This window comes from Pleionea sediminis, assembly GCF_007570825.1.
Lineage (GTDB): Bacteria > Pseudomonadota > Gammaproteobacteria > Enterobacterales > Kangiellaceae > Pleionea > Pleionea sediminis.
In genome coordinates, this window is sequence record NZ_SUNB01000003.1 from 174,015 (window position 1) to 192,359 (window position 18,345).

The window sequence follows — 18,345 nt, forward strand, 5'->3', positions numbered from 1 at the left end:
CTTTTCCACTCTCGATTAAAACAAGCAATCCCTAAAAGTGGTGAAAACAAGTAGAGCTCAATGCTTCCGCATTGAGCGGTTTACTCTGAACTCTCAAAAGTTTACGGGAAGCTATTTATTAAGATGCAGTTTCTTCCTCAGCTTTTTTCTGCGAGGCTTTGGAAGGATTGGGATTCAAACGAGAGCCAAACTCCGCAAGGTAGGAAGCAAATGCCTGCTCTACTTTTGCTCTGTCCAAACCATAGTCCGACAGCGCATAATGATGGCGCTTTCGATTCTTCGATCGGTTAGCGATCCGCATCCGCATCGCCGATTCGGCTTCTGGCGATAAGGTTAAACCTATTTGATTATAAGCACTGCGAACTGTGCCGATCGTATCAGCAATAAGTTCCGGATAAAAAATATCAACAATACGATCGGAAGGAATATTCTCGCGCGCTTTGGCACATTTTTCGAGAGACTCGGGCCAAAGCTCCAATTGCTCTTTACCACAAACTATCGGATCAATAGGCCCAGCCACCAATTCCTGAAACTTCTGCGTTAAACTACAGATAGAAGCAATAACATCCCGAGGGTCGCGATGCATCTGAATAAACTTTGCGTCAGGAAATACTTTAATAATCGCTTCCATTCCATGAGTATGCATAGGTGATTTTAATAACCATTGTCCTTTGTACTGCGAAGAATATTGCAGAATCTGCAATTGAGTTTTATAAAACTCATAGCTGGAGGTCGTGTCTCGGTTACGTGTCCAACGGCTGAATTCCATATCGGTATTGAAAAAATTACTCACGATGGTATCGAAACTATTGGCCAACAGTCCTAAGCATTCTTCTGGTCCAGTAACCGAAACTGGATGAATCGGTTTAAGTCGAGGTTCCATAATATCCATTAAAGTGACAGCAGCTCGTACACTGGCAATTTTACGGTCTCGACTTTTATTATCAACCGGTGGTACCACACCATGAGACTCCCAACCACGTAACCAACGTAAAGCAGGATCGCAAGCCAGCAATCGATGTAGCATAGTACTTCCAGTACGAGGCAACCCAACGATAAAAATCGGCTCTTTAATCACTTCGTCTTTAACTTTGGGATGTTTCTTTAAATAATCATTAATTTCCAGTCGGTTACTCAACAGCTTTATTTTTCCTTCACGCTGTATCACTGTACCTTTTCGGTGCAATATTTTCTTTTCCACCGCTTCCTCTAAATTTCGGTGCAACGGCTCCAAAAAACTTTCATCTCCAAAATCAATAAGTCCCGTTTTTTTGCGAGCTTGTTTGACTAAGTCATCAACATCCAAGGGATTTTTTGAGATAAACAGATACTTTATTTCAATAATTGAGTTTACGATAAAACGGATAATAGACTGGCCCATGGTCTTCAACATAAACATACCTTTTAGCAATTAATTTTTTTTTTATTATAAGCAATGCTACTTCAATGTACGCTTTATAAACTACAGGGTCAATATGACCATCGCTGTAAATCTCGTTTTATTAATTTATACATTTCCAAAGTTAATTAAGAGCTAAACTCCGCAGATTCATCGTTTGTAAACAAGTCAAATATTCCAAAGGTTGTTCTTGAGGTATGATCATAACCATCGCGATTCACCATAACTGCAACGGTTAAATTTCTTTTTGGATCGTGTATTAAGAACGACTCGAATCCATTAATCGCTCCGCCATGAGAAACGAGCTTAATACCATTTCGAGAAATCCATTCCCATCCGTACGCTCGATCAGGCGCAACCTTTGGAAATGGAATTGACCACATTAACAGTTTTGTTTTTGGTTTAACTAGTCGGCCATCATTTAATGCAATCATCATTGATACTAAATCGGTGGGCGTTGTTATCATACCACCTCCAACGTATTTGTTACTCACATTAATATTCTTAACCGGCAAAGACGTCAAAAAGCTTCGGTAACCCACGGCAAAATTCGGATAGGTCTTATCGTGAAACTCGAGTGCGGTATTCTTCATGGATGCTTTACTAAATAGAGTTGCTTCCAGAAATTCGGATAACGTTTTACCCGTTGTCTTTTCTATGATTCCTTGTATTAAATTAATGCCATAAGTTGAATAGGTGTACCCTGTTCCGGGCTGAAACAATAAATCATCATCCCGAAAAACTTTCGTCGCCTCCTCGAGTGTTGGATAATGCGTATTCGATCCGTACTCACCAAAATTATAATGCCGTATGCCACTCGTGTGAGTTAATATATGCGCAATGGAATATGGCCAACGCTTTTTAGGGAGATAGCTTAAATAGCTTCTTACATCATCTTCCAGCGTTACCTTACCCTGTTCAACCAATGTCATAAAAGCCGTGGTGGCAATTACTTTAGCCACTGAGCCCGTTCGATATTGCGTGTCAGTTGTCGCTGGTAGCTTCTTTTCAGTATTTGCATAACCCGACGCAGCGGCAAAGATTTTGCCATCTACCGCAACAGCTGCCGATAGAGACGGTGCATCCGTTTCCTTAACCATCTTATCTAAAAATGCTTGCAACTCTTCATTGGTAGAAGCTTGCAACGCAAGTGGCAGTAAAAAGACAACACTTAATAACCAATACATTAAAGACCTAATTGCCATTTCTCTTGTACCAACTTAATTTCCAGAACGACTAGAATAGATCTTAAAAACAAACTTTGCAGTCAGTAATTGTAACGAACCGAGAATTTGTTGAATGGCCCAAAATTAGAACAAGGTGTCTTAAAAACTGACTGTTTTCTAAAAAGCCAAGATTACAATTGATAGAGTCGTATCGAAACTTGAGTGATTATTTCCAAACTAATCATCGATTTAACGAGAATTATTATGCTCGAAGAGCAATTTACCACCTTAATACAAGGTTACGGAAAATCCGTAGGAATTAATAATCTATTGATACACGATGGCTATAAGATATTTCTAACTTTTAAACCCAATATTAAAATCGACTTTCAATGGCGTTCAAAAACAGAAGATATACTCGTATTCTCCAATTTATTACGAATTTCAAACTATAATCAAGATTTTTTAGTAGAGCTCTTGAATGCGAACTATTTTTGGAGCAAGTCCAATGGCGCGACTCTATCTATTGATTCAGCGACCGACTGCATTTTCCTTACTGATCGCTGGACACTCCAAGCGTTAGAATCAATTGAGTCACTGACTGCAGCCATTAATCGCTTTGTAGCTACAGCAAAACATTGGAAATCCATAGCACAAGACAATGAATACTCTGAATCAAGAGCCAATCACGACAACTCTTCTTTTTACTTACAAAATAACTTTATAAGGGGTTAAAACCATGACTGGTATTAGTGGCTTACCGAATGGTGCAGCAAATAATATTGATAATGCAAATTTCGAAGGTATACATAATCGACAAGATCATCCACAAAGCGGAGATGAATCTGTTGAACAACGCCAAAGTGGACAAGAAGTCACTCATGTCGGAGGCGGTATAGAAATAGAGAGTGTCGCAAGCGCAGAAGTGCTCAATAATCCCTTAGAAGGATCAAAGATTTTTGAACGCTCGGAACGCGTTGATGACAATCTTATACGAAGTTCAGCACCTCATTATAATTCGGGTGGACCGAGATTTGATGAAGTAGCCATTAATGAATTAATATCGGCTGGAGTTACTCATGTCATTAGTTTTAATGAAAATGAAAAACCAGATGTAGAAGCTCTTGAGAAAGCTGGAATTAAGTTTTCCCACTTTAAAACAAAGGACTTTACTGCGCCAGATATAGAGAATTTAAAAGAAGCAGCAAGTCTAATATCCGAGGGAGAGTTGACTGAATTGTATTGTGGGTATGGTCATGGTCGTACAGGAACAGCAGTAACGGCTTATCAAATATACAATGGCGATATTAAAACTGAAGCTCAATTAGATCAAAAAATGAGTGATAATCACGTTGAAACATCAGCACAGAAAGCCGTTCTCAAAGAATTATTAGAACAAAGACTCAACGGCGCTTGGAAATAAACAACATCGAATAGCTCAATACGAAGTCTTGTAATACTCAATTATCAGACTTCACTTCAGCTTAGATTTTAATCCATTTCAAAACTACAACAAATGGCCTTTCAGTTGGTCCTTATACCGACGCGACATGTTCAACACTTTTCCACTTAATAACTTAACCTCGCTGTCGCCACTACTGAATGGGGTAATAGTCTCTATAGCATCAAGATTGATAGCGTGCGACCGATGTATACGACAAAATCCCTTTTCAGCAATATTATCTACTAATGCAGACAAAGTTGTACGCATTGGATACACACGCCCTTTCACATGGAGATTTACATAATTACCTGATGACTCCATCCACTCTATATCGGAAACTCGAATAATGAATTCTTTACCCAGTTTCTTAACCAACAGTCGATCACTTAAATTGTTTGGCACAGATTCCTCACCCGCTTGTACCAAATTGGCCTCACCGGTAAGTTGCCGAATGATAAATAGGTAACTGTGATATGCGGCAATGATAAATATAAAGGACCAAAGATCCTTGCGGTATTCATAAAGCAACTCAAAACCGAGTGAACCAAAATCGTAAGTGCCACCCTGGATAAAGTATATAACTTTTCGAAGAGCCACCATAATGGCGACATGGAATAACGAAAAAACAATAGAGGCAAAGAAGTAAATGAAGCCACTTCGCAGTAGCTTTTCCCACACAATGGGGTACCGCGAAATAAAACGGAATAATGGCCACAATAGAATAACAGTGCTCATTGCACTGGTATATTCCCAAACAAAAGGCTCCCACAATTGAAAGTTCCTTTCGCCACTACGCTTGGCTTCCATAAGGATAGAAGTTGCCAAAATCGAATTATTGATGAGAAAAAATAAGGCGATCAAACCTACTTCATACCACCGCTGATATTTTTGAAAGTGTTCAAGTCGATTCATGGTCACTACTGTACAAAGGACAGATTCGAAAAGCTTGTATTTTCATCCCAGTATACCACCGTTTATCACAGTTCTTTGTTTTTTAAACACATTATATGCTTTTTGTCACCAGTCATTGGCACACTTAAGGTTGATTGCTGAGTTCTTTAAATCAAGAATAATTGGAGATTCTATGGTGGACAACCGACGTTACGATATTGACTGGCTCAGAACTTTAGCCTTTTTATTGCTCATTTTTTATCACATAGGGATGTTCTATGTGTTCGACTGGGGTTGGCACGTTAAAAGCCAACATCAAAGCGAGTTTTTACAAAATCTGATGTTACTGTCCAATCGATGGCGTATGCCATTGATCTTCTTAATCTCGGGTATGGCTTTGGCGTTAGTCGAACCCAAACTCAAAGCTAGCCAATTGTTGAAATTACGCTCACTCCGTGTCTTTATCCCCCTCGTTATAGGTATGTACATAATTGTTCCGCCCCAACTGTATTACGAACTTGTTCATAACGCTGGATTCCAGGGCAGTTACATTGAGTTTATGAACTTTTATATCAATCCAAACACGACGCATTTTAAGGACTATCAATACAGCCCTTTGGGTTTACTAACCTGGAATCATTTGTGGTATCTTGCATACCTTTTCGCCTACACTCTCATTTATTTGGCGATACGTCCGGCATTAATGTACATCACCAATAACACTTCAATGATTAAGTTAAGCATCTGGGTTTTACTCATCACACTCACGACCTGGATTGGCATTGCGATGTATTGGATTAAACCACTTTTTCCAACAACCCATGCATTGGTCGACGACTGGTTTTCACATGCCATTTACTTCCCAATATTTTTTCTTGGCTATTTATTGCCTAAATGTACTCTCGCTTGGAAACAAGCCATTCAACATCGTCGTACATGGTTGATAGGAGCCATAATCGGCTACGTATGCACACTGATTTTACATAATGGTCGTTTAGACCACTGGTTAATCCACCATGGATTCGATTTGCAATGGCTTGCCGCACAAGGTGAAACCTATTTTATTATCTTTTCGATCCGAGCGTTAAATTTGATGTGTTGGCTTTTTATGCTGGTCGGCTACGCTGGGCATTATTTACGTCAAAACAATCGATTTTTGCAGTATATGAACGAAGCGGTATTACCCTTCTACATTTTGCACCAAACCATCACCATTATTGTGGCAATGCAACTTCAATCGTTTGCTCTTGGTCCATTTTGGGAACCACTCACATTAATCATTTTAACATTTGCGGGTTGTGCAATGAGTTACGAAGTAATCCGCCGAAATGCTATAACACGCTTCATGTTTGGTATGAAATTAAATGCTTATCCCGGAAAAGCCCAAGCACTACCGCTATCGCCCGCTAACGCGAGCTCTCAAAAGAGAATTCGTGATGAAGTAGAGCTGCTGTAGCCCTACTCATTCTTGCTGTTTGGGCTTATTTCTACTTTGGAAATAAGCTCGATGAATACAACGAATCTCAAATAGAAGAAGAATCAAAAGCGATTATTGAACGAAATAAATCGAATACTTCCGACTTAACCAACAAACCCGAGCTCATAAAACGTTACGAAAATACCTGCTTAAAATATACCGGACTGGTGAAAGAAGGTAGTGCCAAAACGCTATGTTCGAAAGCCGCAGAGCTACTCTACGAAAAATCCATCAAACAAAATATGAGTACCTACACTGCGGTGCAAACCGCCATTGATATTTGCATCAACGAATCGGATAACCATGATGGATGCAAGGAAGGGTCGGTATACGATGAGCGCATTATTTATCATCATGCACTTGCCTTGGCTTTTTGTGAGTTTGATTCCGCATGGATTTATGATGCCGAGTACCACAAGCGACTAACCAAACGCGGAAATTTCGTCTATCGCGATGGCGATGTCCACGTAGATTGTCAAACCCGTCAATTTGAAAACGTCGATAGCTTTCTATTTTTTCAAGGTTTAGATAAGCCTGATGAAGAGCTAACCGATAGTGAGTATGAAAAACGCTATCAAGAATCCTTTTATGCCGCTCCTGAAAAAGGCCTAAAATTGTTTGAACAATTAATTACTCAAGGGCTCGATATGTCCAAAACTTACAAAAGCGGCTGGCATTACGGACACCAAGCCGTAGTACACTACGCACCCAATTTTATCTTAGCGGAAAATGATGACGCATCTATAAACGATCAAAAGTGGCGCAATGCATTTGTTAAACGAGTTATCGAAGAAATACTCAAAACGGGTATCGACATCAATTCGCACCAGGAAAAACAACAAACCATGCTTCACAGTGCTGCTAAAAAAGGCAACTATGCGATCGTGCAATTTCTACTGGAGAATAAAGCGGGTCCTAAATTAAAAGACGCCAATGGTCATACTCCTTTAGACTTATCCATCGGTAGTGCAAAGCGTTTCTTAAAGTTTTGGAAAAATAAAAAGTCGATTAGCGATGCTTATTTAAAAACCATCGTACTTTTGGGTGGTAGCCCAGAAGATATCATTGTTAAAACATCGACAAAGCAGACTCAATAACCTTTATTTTCAAAAGCTCTGTATTAATCGACTTTAGTCAAAACCAAAGCGCAAGTGTGCTTTGGTATGCTTAAAATGCTCAATATTAAGTCAAATAACTTGAGTATTACTGCTAACTTACGCTTGTTGAGGTTCTTCAGAAATACAAATTAAACGATATATCGGACAACCACCACGAACTTCAATGCGAATATAACGACATCCTTCGGGTGGTGGAGCCAAAACAGGTAACTCACAATCAATGGGATTGAGTTCAGGTGCTGGACTAATAGCGGCATTAACGGCGCTAGCGCCAACTAGAGACAACAGTGCGACTGACAATATAATTATTAATTTTTTCATTAATAAACGATCCTTTTGTTTATGTTTTTAGAAATCGATAGGATTCGTTGAACCCCAAACCATTCTGCACTATCTCAACTGCAAATCCAAACCTCCTTTTGAGATGATCATTCAACCAACTGGCTTACCCTAAATAGGTTCCGAAATTTTTTTGAATATAATTTCAAAAGCAAACTCTTTCTTGTAGGTTAGATTTCGTACTTTTTCAATGTAACAACCCGATCGGCAGATTTAATGGTTTCTGACCGGTGAGCAATAAACAGTCGTGTTATATTCATCTTCTTGATATTATGACTGATTAGCTTTTCTAACTTTTCATCCAGATGAGAAGTTGCTTCATCCAACAATAACATTTTAGGTTTTCGATAAAGTGCCCGAGCAAGTAACAACCGTTGCTGTTGACCGCCTGACAAAGTAGTCCCCATATCACCAATCAATGTATTGAAGCCCATAGGCATGCTCTTAATATCTTCCAGGAAACCTGATATTTCAGCACATCTTTCTATTTCTTCATGATTAGGCGTCTCTGAAAAAAAAGATATATTCTCTGCAAAAGAACCACTTAATAGAGTGTCATCGTGCATCACCGTACCGTATTGATTTCGAAGAAATCGCTTATCCCATTTCGAGACAGGCCTATCATCAATAAAGATTTCGCCTTCTGTTGGTTCCATTAAACCTAAAATAATTTTTAATAATGTTGACTTACCTACTCCAGAAGGCCCCGTCAAAGCAACTGACTCTCCGGGCTCCACAATCATACTCAAGTTACGAAACAGGAAAGGCTCGTTATCAGAATATCGAAACCCGACATTTTTAAGTTCAATCTTACCCTTCACACTATGCGTTGTACTTTCAGTATTCTGTTCTAACAAGTCCTCTTGTTTTGACAATGCAATATCGCCGAGCCGTTGCAAATGAAGACCCAACATTCGATATTGAATCATTTTCTCAATAAAACTGACGGCCTTTCCTGTGAATTGTCGTTTGTAAGCAATGAAGGCAAACAACATTCCAACTGAAAATACATTATCGACTATTGCTAAAGCTGAAAAGTAAATAACCAGAACATTCTTTAAACCAAACAATAAATTATTTACCGTCTCGAAACTGATGTTTAGTTTACCCAAACGAATTGAGCTATTGATTGAGTCAGCATATCGATTTTGCCAAAGTGTTTGGCGATGATTTTCGGCACCAAATATTTTTATACTTTGAACGGCACGGATACTTTCTATTGTATTCGTATCTTGCTTGGCATGGGCTACAATAGTTTCTTCGGTACGCTGACGCATCATCGGAAAGAGCAGCATTCTGATGATGGTATAAATAATTACCACCGTAATAACGATAAAACTTAATGTTGAATTGTAAACTAACATCATTATTAACGTACCAATGACCATAACGCCATCAACAATAGCTTCAACAACTCCTGAGGTCAGAAGCTTTTTGACTTCCTCCAGCGAGGTAAACCGCGAAACAATATCTCCAACATGTCTCTTTTGGAAGTAATCGATCGGAAGACGCAGCAAATGTCGAAATAAATTGGCGCCAATTTGTAGACTAATTTGAGAGCCCATTAACAGGAGAACCAATGATCGTAAGGCTTTGGTTAACGTCTCAAACAGTACGAGCATCCCAAACCCAATGGCCAAAATCACGAGAAGATCCATGTCTTGACTTACTACAACATCATCAACGACAAGTTGGGTATAAAAAGGTGCAATCATTGCAAACGTCTGCAGCAAAAGCGATAGCCCGAAAAGTTGTATGAGCGTGCGTTTGATTCCGCGAATATGACTCCAAAAATCGCTTAGTTTTAGTCTGGTTCGCCCCTCCTCTGGCTTAAAGTCATTCGTCGGAATTAATTCAAAAGAAGTAGTATCAAAACGCAGGCATTAAACTTTTATGAACGTAACGATAATTGCTTTACCTTTCGACTCAAAACAACTAGTAAACACCAAATAAAAAGGCCAAGAATACAAAAACCGTTTTTTTGTAAACGATAATAATCATTACGCCAATTTATAAATCTCTTTCCCACACCCTTTCATTCAAGGTGCTCTAGATAATTTCAGAAGCCAATTTACACACTGTATTTAGTAGTAAGTTCACTATTAAAGCGACAACAACATTCGTGCATTCTTTTAGATCCATTTTTTGCAATAACATCCATATGTTTTTCCCCAAATATCGGATTATATCGATAGTAACTTTTATTATATTTCTAAATACGACCATTCATAAACGTGACTCGATTCATTTTTAGCTATTATCGATTTGTAATATTTAATAAATAATCTTTGGTAATTATACCAATTTCATTGTGATGCAAATATTTGACAACTAATCTACAAAAGCTTTAACAACTCTTGCTAAAGCAAAAAAACGTTCTAACCACAATTGGAGATACTATGAATAATACTAAATACATCTCTCTTTGTGCGTTTGTTGGTGTCATTGTTTCTACAAATGTAACGAGTGCTGAAAGAGAAAAATTAACCGATCAAATTGAATATTTGAAAACCCTGTCTAAATCATCGTCTGTCGTCAGTCATTCCCCGGCTCGACTGTTAGGACTATCGACTTCAAATGAATTAACCTTAACTCGAGAATATCAAGAAGACGGTTCGATTTACTCCCGCTATCATCAATATTACAAAGAGCTTCCTGTCATTAATGAGTCGGTCGTTCTAAAAAAAATCAAAAAGGAGAAATTTCAAATGCCTTCGGCTCGATAATGAGCGGTATAGATAATGACTATATCAATCTAGAACCGACACTTTCTGATAAAGAAGCTCTAAACTTAGCACAACACTGGCTGACTGACAGTGAGAATGTAGAGGTAGAATTTAGTAACCTTGAAAACTTAAAACAACAGTTAGCGATCGGGTTTGATGCAAGTAAGAAAGCTCACTTAGTCTATCAGATATCATTTTTACTTCACGATCCTCTTCCCTCTCAGCCTTATTTTGAAGTTGATGCTCATAGTGGAGAAATACTCAATTATCACGATTCGCTAAAGCACTTTAATGCAACAGGATCCGGTGGCAATGAACGTATTGGACGATATCGATATGGTCTAAATTATGGCTATTTAAAAGTGCGACAAGAAGGCGCCCAATGCATCATGGAGAATGACGAGGTGCAAACCATCGATTTAAAAGGCGCTACTAGTGGCGGTGAAACTTATAGTTTTCAATGCCCCGATAACAGTCCTCCTCCGATTAATGGTGCTTATTCTCCTGTTAATGATGCCCACTATATTGCAGGCAAAGTTTATAAGTTTTATCGCAATTGGTTAGGCGTCGAAGTTTTACCTTTCAAAGTAAAAATGAAACTTAACTACGGTCAAAACTATCAAAATGCTTTTTGGGCCGGCGATTCATTTTATATGGGCGATGGGGGTCAACAATTATTTAGTTTTACTTCACGGGATATTATTGCTCATGAAATGTCTCATGGTTTTACAGAACAATATTCCAATTTACATCATGAAGGACAGTCTGGTGCATTAAGTGAAAGTTACTCGGACTTGGCCGGTGAGGCCTTTGAGTATTACGCATACGGATATGCCGATTGGGTGATCGGTGCTGACATATTCAAGGAATCGGGGAATGCTTTTCGTTACATATATGATCCCACTCGCGATGGACATTCCATTGATCACGCTTCCGATTACACAGATGATATGGATATCCATCATGCCGCAGGTGTCTTTAACAAAGCATTTTCCTTGATGTCCAATTATAGCTTTTGGAATATCGAACAAACCTTTCAAGTCTTTGCTCGAGCCAATATGTACTATTGGACTGAGCGAATCGATTGGATTGATGCTGCAGAGGCGATCCGATTAGCAACACAAGATTTGGGCTACGACACCTGCGCAGTCGACTTAGCATTCTATCAAGTTGGCATACTACCTGATCGCGCGGCGGGTTATTGTCGAGCAACCAGTTTATCTCACAATAGACCCGTCACCGGAATATCGGGTAATGCAAATGATGAAATTTACTATTTGCTTTGGGTTTCCCCGGATGAAACACACGTTACATTTACCATTTCAGGAGGCCGTGGCGATGTCGACTTATATGTAAAAAAAGATGGCTTTCCAACGACGAGCGATTACGATTGTCGCCCATATCGTAGTGGTAATAATGAGACCTGTACTTTATCATTGTATGAAAACTCGGCTAAATTATCAGAGCCATTATTGCCAGTTTATGTGATGTTAAAAGGCTATAGGAACTTTTCAAACGTTACTTTATTGGGTCGCTATGATGTTGTTCATGACATGGTTTATTCCGATATTTCTTTAACTCAAGACGAGTGGAAATATTATTATTTTTGGCTCCCTGAAGGTTCCGGAAACTTGTCAATTAAAACTTTCGGTGGGAATGGCGATGTCGATTTATACGTAGGTAAAAATTATAAACCAACACTCACTGAATACGTTTGCCGCCCCTATCGCTGGGGCAATAGGGAATCTTGCGAAATTTCTGAACCTGATGGTGTTATTTACGTTGGACTCAGAGGTTATTCGGATAGTTCTGGTATAACATTGGAAGTCAAAGGCAGCCTTCCTTAGTCTTAAAGATGGCAAAGTGCTGATTCAGTGCTTTGCCAGTACTGACTTATTCATTGATTAAAAACTAATTCGCTTAAATTTTTTGGTTTCGAAATTTAATAGACTCAGTTCTTTAAAACCGAAGAGTCGTGCATAAAAGACATCTGGCACCGATAAAATACGGGTATTGTAATACTCCACGGCATCGTTATACCCTTCTCTCATCAACGCAATTTCATTTTCCAAATCTACCAAGTTATTCATCAATTTTTTGGCCAGCGCATTAGCTTTCAAGTCAGGATACCGTTCGACTCGAGCAATCACTGACGAAACCACCTTCTGCTCATATTCAACGACCTCTCCTAAAGTGTCAGGCTTCAGTGCATTTGAGTTGAGTGCTTTTCTTAATTTGACGATCGCTTTTAGAAGTTTGCGCTCGTGCTCCATAAATCGCTCAACGATCGATTGTAAGTTAGGAATTAAATCAAATCGCTTTTGCATCGATACTTCAATATTCGCGTAGTTTCGAGTGGCTCGTTGTCGCAGAAAAACTAGATCGTTGTAGTGAAAGATTAATATCAAAACAAGCATATATGTCGGTGCGATGAGCGCCGCAATCAAATAATCGATCGGCGCAAAACTTCCACTGGCGCCTAATAAAAATAAAGCTCCAAACATGAGTGCTGCAAATGCAACCGTCAAGCTCAACATTCCACCATAAGCTTTGCGATACATGATCGCATCTTCAGTTTCATTGGTAATTAAAAATGGGCTTTGTTGGTCGTGCCGAATTTCTAAGGTATCGCCAGAACTGACATCAACTTGGGCAGGCCCAATGAGGTAGAGTTTATCATTCAATTGAACTCGGTATTCGGTGTAGCGTCTATCGCCACGGCGTTGTACTTTTTTCCGATTGCTGATCACCTCAGCGGATTGAGGGTTTACCTTAACCTTGCCAAAAGGATCTTGACACACAAATGGCGTATGTTCGGTAATGTCTTCAATGGTTACCCACTCTTTATCTTTTCCGCTCCCTTGCTTCTCTTCAATAATATAACGATACCAACAACAAGATTTAGACGTTAATGGAGCTTCCAACATAGGCATTTCAGATAAAAATTTCACTCGTCCCTTTAACTCTGATAGACCAAACATCAACCCTGTCGTTTTACTGGTCGGTAAATTCTCAATATGTCGCTTAAGTCTTATCAAACGAAAACCAAACCAAGTGAAGCCCACACACAGTAATGCGCCGCAAATCACAATTAAATTCGACAAAAACCCCGACGTTTTAGTCGTTTGAAACTGAGCGAGTTTTTCATTGACCTGAATTTGCAACTCATTGGGTAACCACTCATAAAGCGATTGTTCTTTAACGTCCCTCCACCAAGCGATCACATTATTAGGAAAAGGCGTTATTTGACGATTAAATTGCTGCTGTAAAAAAGCCGTGTCAATCAAAGTTTGATCAAACGAAGAGTCATTTAAATCCAATTGATTTATAGCTTCAGAAATTCGTGACCAATCGAACATCAACTCTGAGTTGATATCACTCAAACGCTTACTATCGTCCTGCTTTTCTTCACTTAAGAAATGTTCTCGAATGAATGAACCTTCGTCGCCGGAGAGCAACACCAACTTTTCGATGAGTTGTTGATTACGCTGCTGAAGCATCCGCTCCGTTTGAGAGATGTCGTCGTTTAACATCACTAAACCGTGCTCCACTAATGGAACGACCACGGACAATGTGAGTATGATTAAAAATGCAAGAATGCGATGAATGCCTAATGTGATGACCAAGCAAAGTGCCGCTAAAGCAAATAAAGACATGCCGCCACACACTTTAATGATAACGGATGTACCAATTCCGGATTTCTCTTCCGATTCGTCAAACTTCGATATTAAAGGCAATATGCTACCGTCGGCCCAAAAATCGACCTCAGGAATCGACGATCCAATCTCTATTTGACCAAGAATAAACAATCGATCTCCCCGCTCAATACGCCACTCAGTATGACGTGTTGTGCCAGAGGTTAACTGCTGAGATACAGGTAATGAGAATTCAATATCCGGATTTGATTGAGTACGGATTAAAACTTTTCCCGAAGCGTCTGAGGCATAAAAGTTTTTAGAATCCGTATGAATGAACTTGGTGTCCCAGTAAGTATTGCCGTCAGAATCCGTTTCTTCTTCTTCATACCGATAACGATAATAAACCGAAGGTTGTTTAAAATATTCACTCACTAAAGTTTCCTGGAATGACTCAACCGACACTTGCAACTTTACATCACCTTCGAGCGCAGCGGCGACCTGACTGGTAGGCAAACGTTCAATTTGACGCAAGGATTTAATCTCGGCAAAGCCCGATTGAGTTAACCACCAACCAACGATCGCCAAAATAACGGTTAACAGACCAAATAAGACTTTTTGCAGGACACTGCCATGTAATAGCAAGTGGAAAACTCTCCATTAGTGAAATGGCATCTAAGATATGAATTTAGAGTAAGTTGTAACGTTCAGAAAGGCAAATTTTGACGACCATTAATCCAGGCAAAACACTAAAGCTTTTTAATCACCATTTTTGCCAGTGCTCGAGCAGTGGTCCACTTGCCACCAAATACTGAAATGATATTCCCTTAGCGAATAATTCGATACTCACTACTGGCGCGACTTGCTAATTGACTGCCAGAGAGTAATGGTCGCAACCCGGCAAAAGATCGAGTCACGTCTTTCAATTCGCGATCCGGTTCAAAATAATGGTTATACAGCTTCAGGAGATCAGTGGATTCATCCGTCGAACAGGCGATCGGCTCATCAATCTTTTGCCGTACCTCTGTGGTACCTAACAAAGTTTCACCTTTAAAAGGCAATACAAACACCACTCGCTCTTCTCCCGGAACCTCCAATAAATGACCAAACTTACTGACGTGAGGTAGTAAGAGATGGCTTCCGTGTACCAGGTCGAGTCGTTGTTCAAACTCAACATCGGACTGCTCTAACAATTGCACACTCCAAGTGTCCAACAATATTAACCATTATCCCTGCACACAGGTCCTCTTATTTACCCCCCTACTATAAAAATCGTCTTTACACTTAATACTTAACAAGAGTATGATATATTCATCATTTTTATTGATACATTTATCACTCAACTTTAACAACGCATGATTAAACAATGAGCACTAAGCAAAAAATTATTGATGCAGGGATTCATCTATTTAATACCGAAGGTTACTTTAACGTTAACAGTAACGTTATTGCTACGCATGCAGGAGTCTCAGTAGGCTCCTTTTATAATTATTTTGAAGATAAATCTGAGTTATTTTTAGAAATATACAAACTTTGGCACGAATCTCAAAGACAGGATATCTTTAACCTGGTGTTAGAATCACCGTCCGATAAAAACTTCACTTTGAAGTTTGTCGAGGCAATTCTTCCTTATTATAAATCTCAAATCCTATTTCGCAGTGCCATCAATATATTAAGAAATCAGTCTGAAGCGGTTCGTGAATTTCGTTTAGAACAACAACAGAAAATCATTGATGCCATTATTAAACTCTGTAATTTGAGAAATATTGAAAAATCGAAGGAAGAAGCCGTTGTCTTTCAAATGCAGATAGAACGACTCTTCGATGCTTACGCATCAAACGAATTCAAAGATCTGGGATTTAAAGTAAAAGAATCAAAACACATATTACTTAATTTTGTTCATCAATTTACAACAGGAACCAATTTTGAAGATTAATGATTTAACCATTAACTTTGTCGGTAACAACAACTCAAACGAGGTGCTAATTATTCATAGCGCAATGGCTGCACCGTCAAAAATTTATAAAGAGATGGCAAAGTTTCTATCTTCCAAAGGTATTAACGTGGTGTATTATGATCCTCGAGGTGTGGGTGAAAACGGTCAATTTAAAACGGCCAGTTTGCAAGATTGGTGTACCGATATTGAAAATATTGGTAACCACTTTATAGCTCAAGGAAAAAATATCCACTTTCTTGGTCACAGTATTGGCGGTCAAATTTATGGCCGACTCAAAAATCCCGACATGTTTCAAAAAGTCATATTTCTTTGCACATCATCCGGTGTCTGGTGGAAAAATCAACATATACCCACCCTGCTGCAATCAGCATTTGTTATGAATATATACATTCCGGTTTCCAATTTTATTTTTGGATATACCAATGCCAAACTCGTTGGCATGGGAGAAAACCTTCCTTCGAAAGCCGCTTCGGAATGGGCTAAATGGTGTCGCTCACAAAACTATCTGGACGATCATAGAAAAAGTTTTCAGTACGATCATTACAAAAACCTAGATAGAGATATACTCAACATTGTGGTTGCAGACGATCCTATCGCTAACAAACAATCAAACCTTCACTTAAAGCGCATATATTCCAATTGTGACTTTGATGATTATGTTGTGCAGTCGGATAAACCTATCGGTCACTTAGGCTTTTCAAAACCTCACCTTAAAGAACGTTGGGAAATAGTCGCGAATTATGTCATGGACAACCCAGATGAATAGTAACTTAAACCCACTAAAGAAGATCATGCAGTAGTGGCTATGACTACATGCTCTAACAAAAACAGGATAATCATAGCATTGGAAATTGTGAAGACACTCTTATTGAACTGGACTATCTGATGAGCACACATACTTCAAGTATAAAAATGACAACGAAAACAATTCAAACTATGAAAGGTAAAGGAAGCATTGTTTCATTAACCGCCTATACCAAGCCAATGGCACAATTGATGGACCCTTTTGTTGATCTCATTATTGTCGGAGACTCAACGGGCATCATTGCTTATGGTTTTGACTCAACGTTGCCAGTCACACTAAACATGATGATTGCGCATGGCGCGGCTGTCGTTAAAGGAGCGAAAAAAGCGTGCGTTGTCATTGATATGCCATTTGGAACTTATCAAGAATCTAAAGAATTTGCGTTTCGAAATGCCTCGAAAGTCTTAATTGAAACAGGTGCGCAAGCCATCAAAATGGAAGGCGGATTAGAATTAGTTGATACTGTAGAGTTTCTTGTTCAACGAGGTATTCCAGTCATGCCTCATATAGGATTACGGCCACAATACGCCAACACCATCGGTGGTTTCAAAGTACAAGCGCGTGACGACGCAGCGACTCAGCAACTAATTCAAGAAGCAAAAGCGTTTGAAAAAGCTGGAGCGTTCTCGCTTTTAGTTGAAGGCGTTTTTGAAGCAGCCGCACGACAAGTGACTCAATCGGTTCAAATCCCTACGATTGGAATTGGAGCCTCTCCTGAATGCGATGGTCAGGTATTAGTAACAGAAGATATGCTAGGCCTATTTTCAGACTTTACGCCCAAATTTGCCAAGCAATATGTCGACCTTAGTGAAACAATAAAAGATGTGTTTTCAGAATTTGAGCATGATGTTAGGACAGGTAATTTCCCTACAAGCCAACACTGTTTTGGCGTAAAGAACCAAGCTTAAATTACAAGATCAAACAAGATTCATTAAAGCCATCAAAAAGAACACACTAAATACTTGAGTCTTATATGAATGCAAAACTCGAACAATTGAAATATCATCCCTATCATCAATATCTGGGTGTTGTCGATATCGTTAACGAGAATAATTCGGTAGAACTGCATGCCAATGTCAGTGAAAACACCATCAATTTTTCTGGTGTCTATCATGGCGGAGCAATTTATTCCTTATGTGATGTGTGTGCATACGCTTCCTTGGTAAGTTCTCTTGAAAATAATCAGGAAGCGGTCACCCATGATATTCATGTATCCCTTCTTAGGCCGGTGGTTGAAAACGAACGCGTTATTTACAAGTCAACCATTCGGAAATTAGGAAGAAGCTTATGCTTCATTGATGTCGAAGTAACGGCAAATGGCAAATTGATTGCGACAGCAAGAGTTACCAAAAGCATAGTTATTAAAATTGAAAGTTAGAAAGGTAAAA

Annotated in this window: 17 protein-coding genes; 10 read left to right on the forward strand and 7 right to left on the reverse strand. The window is 39.2% G+C overall.

The window, feature by feature from the left end:
* Nucleotides 1-118: 118 nt before the first annotated feature.
* Both FAX86_RS14650 and FAX86_RS14655 read right to left on the reverse strand, forming a co-directional pair.
* On the reverse strand, nt 119-1,393 hold the full coding sequence (locus tag FAX86_RS14650; protein ID WP_164503599.1) for a sulfotransferase family protein: 1,275 nt from the start codon (nt 1,391-1,393) through the stop codon (nt 119-121).
* A 134-nt stretch (nt 1,394-1,527) separates the two neighbouring features.
* On the reverse strand, nt 1,528-2,586 hold the full coding sequence (locus tag FAX86_RS14655) for a serine hydrolase domain-containing protein (protein WP_205859216.1): 1,059 nt from the start codon (nt 2,584-2,586) through the stop codon (nt 1,528-1,530).
* 243 nt (nt 2,587-2,829) lie between these two features.
* Here FAX86_RS14655 and FAX86_RS14660 point away from each other — a divergent pair, with 243 nt between their 5' ends.
* Entirely contained in the window at nt 2,830-3,300 is a 471-nt protein-coding gene (locus tag FAX86_RS14660) for a type III secretion system chaperone (protein WP_144394213.1), read from the forward strand.
* A 4-nt stretch (nt 3,301-3,304) separates the two neighbouring features.
* On the forward strand, nt 3,305-3,988 hold the full coding sequence (locus tag FAX86_RS14665; RefSeq protein ID WP_144394214.1) for a protein-tyrosine phosphatase family protein: 684 nt from the start codon (nt 3,305-3,307) through the stop codon (nt 3,986-3,988).
* A gap of 84 nt (nt 3,989-4,072) precedes the next feature.
* On the opposite strand, the gene FAX86_RS14670 is transcribed toward FAX86_RS14665, so the two are convergent.
* The gene (locus FAX86_RS14670) at nt 4,073-4,921 is read right to left on the reverse strand and encodes a LytR/AlgR family response regulator transcription factor (RefSeq protein ID WP_144394215.1); all 849 of its coding nucleotides are present in this window, start codon (nt 4,919-4,921) and stop codon (nt 4,073-4,075) included.
* Between the two features lie 172 nt (nt 4,922-5,093).
* On the opposite strand from FAX86_RS14670, the gene FAX86_RS14675 reads away from it, so the two are divergent.
* Nucleotides 5,094-6,356, forward strand: a complete 1,263-nt coding sequence (locus FAX86_RS14675; protein ID WP_164503600.1) for an acyltransferase family protein — start codon at nt 5,094-5,096, stop codon at nt 6,354-6,356.
* A 188-nt stretch (nt 6,357-6,544) separates the two neighbouring features.
* Nucleotides 6,545-7,474 carry an ankyrin repeat domain-containing protein gene (locus FAX86_RS14680; protein ID WP_144394217.1) on the forward strand — a complete coding sequence of 310 codons (930 nt, stop codon included), beginning with the start codon at nt 6,545-6,547 and terminating at the stop codon, nt 7,472-7,474.
* Between the two features lie 117 nt (nt 7,475-7,591).
* Here the strand turns inward: FAX86_RS14680 and FAX86_RS14685 are convergent, their stop codons facing one another.
* Together FAX86_RS14685 and FAX86_RS14690 are read right to left on the reverse strand one after the other, a co-directional pair.
* The gene (locus tag FAX86_RS14685; RefSeq protein ID WP_144394218.1) at nt 7,592-7,816 is read right to left on the reverse strand and encodes a hypothetical protein; all 225 of its coding nucleotides are present in this window, start codon (nt 7,814-7,816) and stop codon (nt 7,592-7,594) included.
* Nucleotides 7,817-8,004: 188 nt separating this feature from the next.
* Nucleotides 8,005-9,714 carry a peptidase domain-containing ABC transporter gene (locus FAX86_RS14690; RefSeq protein WP_342778964.1) on the reverse strand — a complete coding sequence of 570 codons (1,710 nt, stop codon included), beginning with the start codon at nt 9,712-9,714 and terminating at the stop codon, nt 8,005-8,007.
* 519 nt (nt 9,715-10,233) lie between these two features.
* Between FAX86_RS14690 and FAX86_RS14695 the strand changes: the two genes are divergently transcribed.
* Together FAX86_RS14695 and FAX86_RS14700 are read left to right on the forward strand one after the other, a co-directional pair.
* A complete protein-coding gene (locus FAX86_RS14695; RefSeq protein WP_144394220.1) occupies nt 10,234-10,560 on the forward strand; it encodes a hypothetical protein in 327 nt (108 codons plus the stop codon).
* On the forward strand, nt 10,560-12,407 hold the full coding sequence (locus tag FAX86_RS14700) for a M4 family metallopeptidase (RefSeq protein ID WP_144394221.1): 1,848 nt from the start codon (nt 10,560-10,562) through the stop codon (nt 12,405-12,407). Before FAX86_RS14695 ends, FAX86_RS14700 begins: the two co-directional genes overlap by 1 nt.
* Before the next feature lie 57 nt (nt 12,408-12,464).
* On the opposite strand, the gene FAX86_RS14705 is transcribed toward FAX86_RS14700, so the two are convergent.
* Entirely contained in the window at nt 12,465-14,840 is a 2,376-nt protein-coding gene (locus FAX86_RS14705; protein ID WP_144394222.1) for a LemA family protein, read from the reverse strand.
* Between the two features lie 182 nt (nt 14,841-15,022).
* Nucleotides 15,023-15,394 (reverse strand): FAD-dependent oxidoreductase, encoded by a 372-nt coding sequence (locus FAX86_RS14710; RefSeq protein WP_205859217.1) that lies wholly within the window; start codon nt 15,392-15,394, stop codon nt 15,023-15,025.
* Between the two features lie 167 nt (nt 15,395-15,561).
* Here FAX86_RS14710 and FAX86_RS14715 point away from each other — a divergent pair, with 167 nt between their 5' ends.
* The 4 genes from FAX86_RS14715 (at nt 15,562) to FAX86_RS14730 (ending at nt 18,335) form a co-directional block, all read left to right on the forward strand.
* Nucleotides 15,562-16,131 carry a TetR/AcrR family transcriptional regulator gene (locus FAX86_RS14715; RefSeq protein ID WP_144394223.1) on the forward strand — a complete coding sequence of 190 codons (570 nt, stop codon included), beginning with the start codon at nt 15,562-15,564 and terminating at the stop codon, nt 16,129-16,131.
* On the forward strand, nt 16,121-16,918 hold the full coding sequence (locus FAX86_RS14720) for an alpha/beta fold hydrolase (protein WP_144394224.1): 798 nt from the start codon (nt 16,121-16,123) through the stop codon (nt 16,916-16,918). The genes FAX86_RS14715 and FAX86_RS14720 overlap by 11 nt, the downstream gene beginning before the upstream one ends.
* Nucleotides 16,919-17,064: 146 nt before the next feature.
* Nucleotides 17,065-17,865, forward strand: coding sequence for a 3-methyl-2-oxobutanoate hydroxymethyltransferase (panB, locus tag FAX86_RS14725; protein WP_246128617.1), 801 nt, complete (start codon nt 17,065-17,067; stop codon nt 17,863-17,865).
* A gap of 65 nt (nt 17,866-17,930) precedes the next feature.
* Entirely contained in the window at nt 17,931-18,335 is a 405-nt protein-coding gene (locus FAX86_RS14730) for a PaaI family thioesterase (RefSeq protein ID WP_144394226.1), read from the forward strand.
* Nucleotides 18,336-18,345 lie beyond the last annotated feature (10 nt).

Bases quoted from the DNA above. Each gene is read 5' to 3' on its own strand.
- FAX86_RS14650 (WP_164503599.1), bottom strand. From the start codon at position 1,393: ATGTTGAAGACCATGGGCCAGTCTATTATCCGTTTTATCGTAAACTCA.
- FAX86_RS14655 (WP_205859216.1), bottom strand. From the start codon at position 2,586: ATGTATTGGTTATTAAGTGTTGTCTTTTTACTGCCACTTGCGTTGCAA.
- FAX86_RS14660 (WP_144394213.1), top strand. From the start codon at position 2,830: ATGCTCGAAGAGCAATTTACCACCTTAATACAAGGTTACGGAAAATCC.
- FAX86_RS14665 (WP_144394214.1), top strand. From the start codon at position 3,305: ATGACTGGTATTAGTGGCTTACCGAATGGTGCAGCAAATAATATTGAT.
- FAX86_RS14670 (WP_144394215.1), bottom strand. From the start codon at position 4,921: ATGAATCGACTTGAACACTTTCAAAAATATCAGCGGTGGTATGAAGTA.
- FAX86_RS14675 (WP_164503600.1), top strand. From the start codon at position 5,094: ATGGTGGACAACCGACGTTACGATATTGACTGGCTCAGAACTTTAGCC.
- FAX86_RS14685 (WP_144394218.1), bottom strand. From the start codon at position 7,816: ATGAAAAAATTAATAATTATATTGTCAGTCGCACTGTTGTCTCTAGTT.
- FAX86_RS14695 (WP_144394220.1), top strand. From the start codon at position 10,234: ATGAATAATACTAAATACATCTCTCTTTGTGCGTTTGTTGGTGTCATT.
- FAX86_RS14700 (WP_144394221.1), top strand. From the start codon at position 10,560: ATGAGCGGTATAGATAATGACTATATCAATCTAGAACCGACACTTTCT.
- FAX86_RS14715 (WP_144394223.1), top strand. From the start codon at position 15,562: ATGAGCACTAAGCAAAAAATTATTGATGCAGGGATTCATCTATTTAAT.
- panB (WP_246128617.1), top strand. From the start codon at position 17,065: ATGACAACGAAAACAATTCAAACTATGAAAGGTAAAGGAAGCATTGTT.
- FAX86_RS14730 (WP_144394226.1), top strand. From the start codon at position 17,931: ATGAATGCAAAACTCGAACAATTGAAATATCATCCCTATCATCAATAT.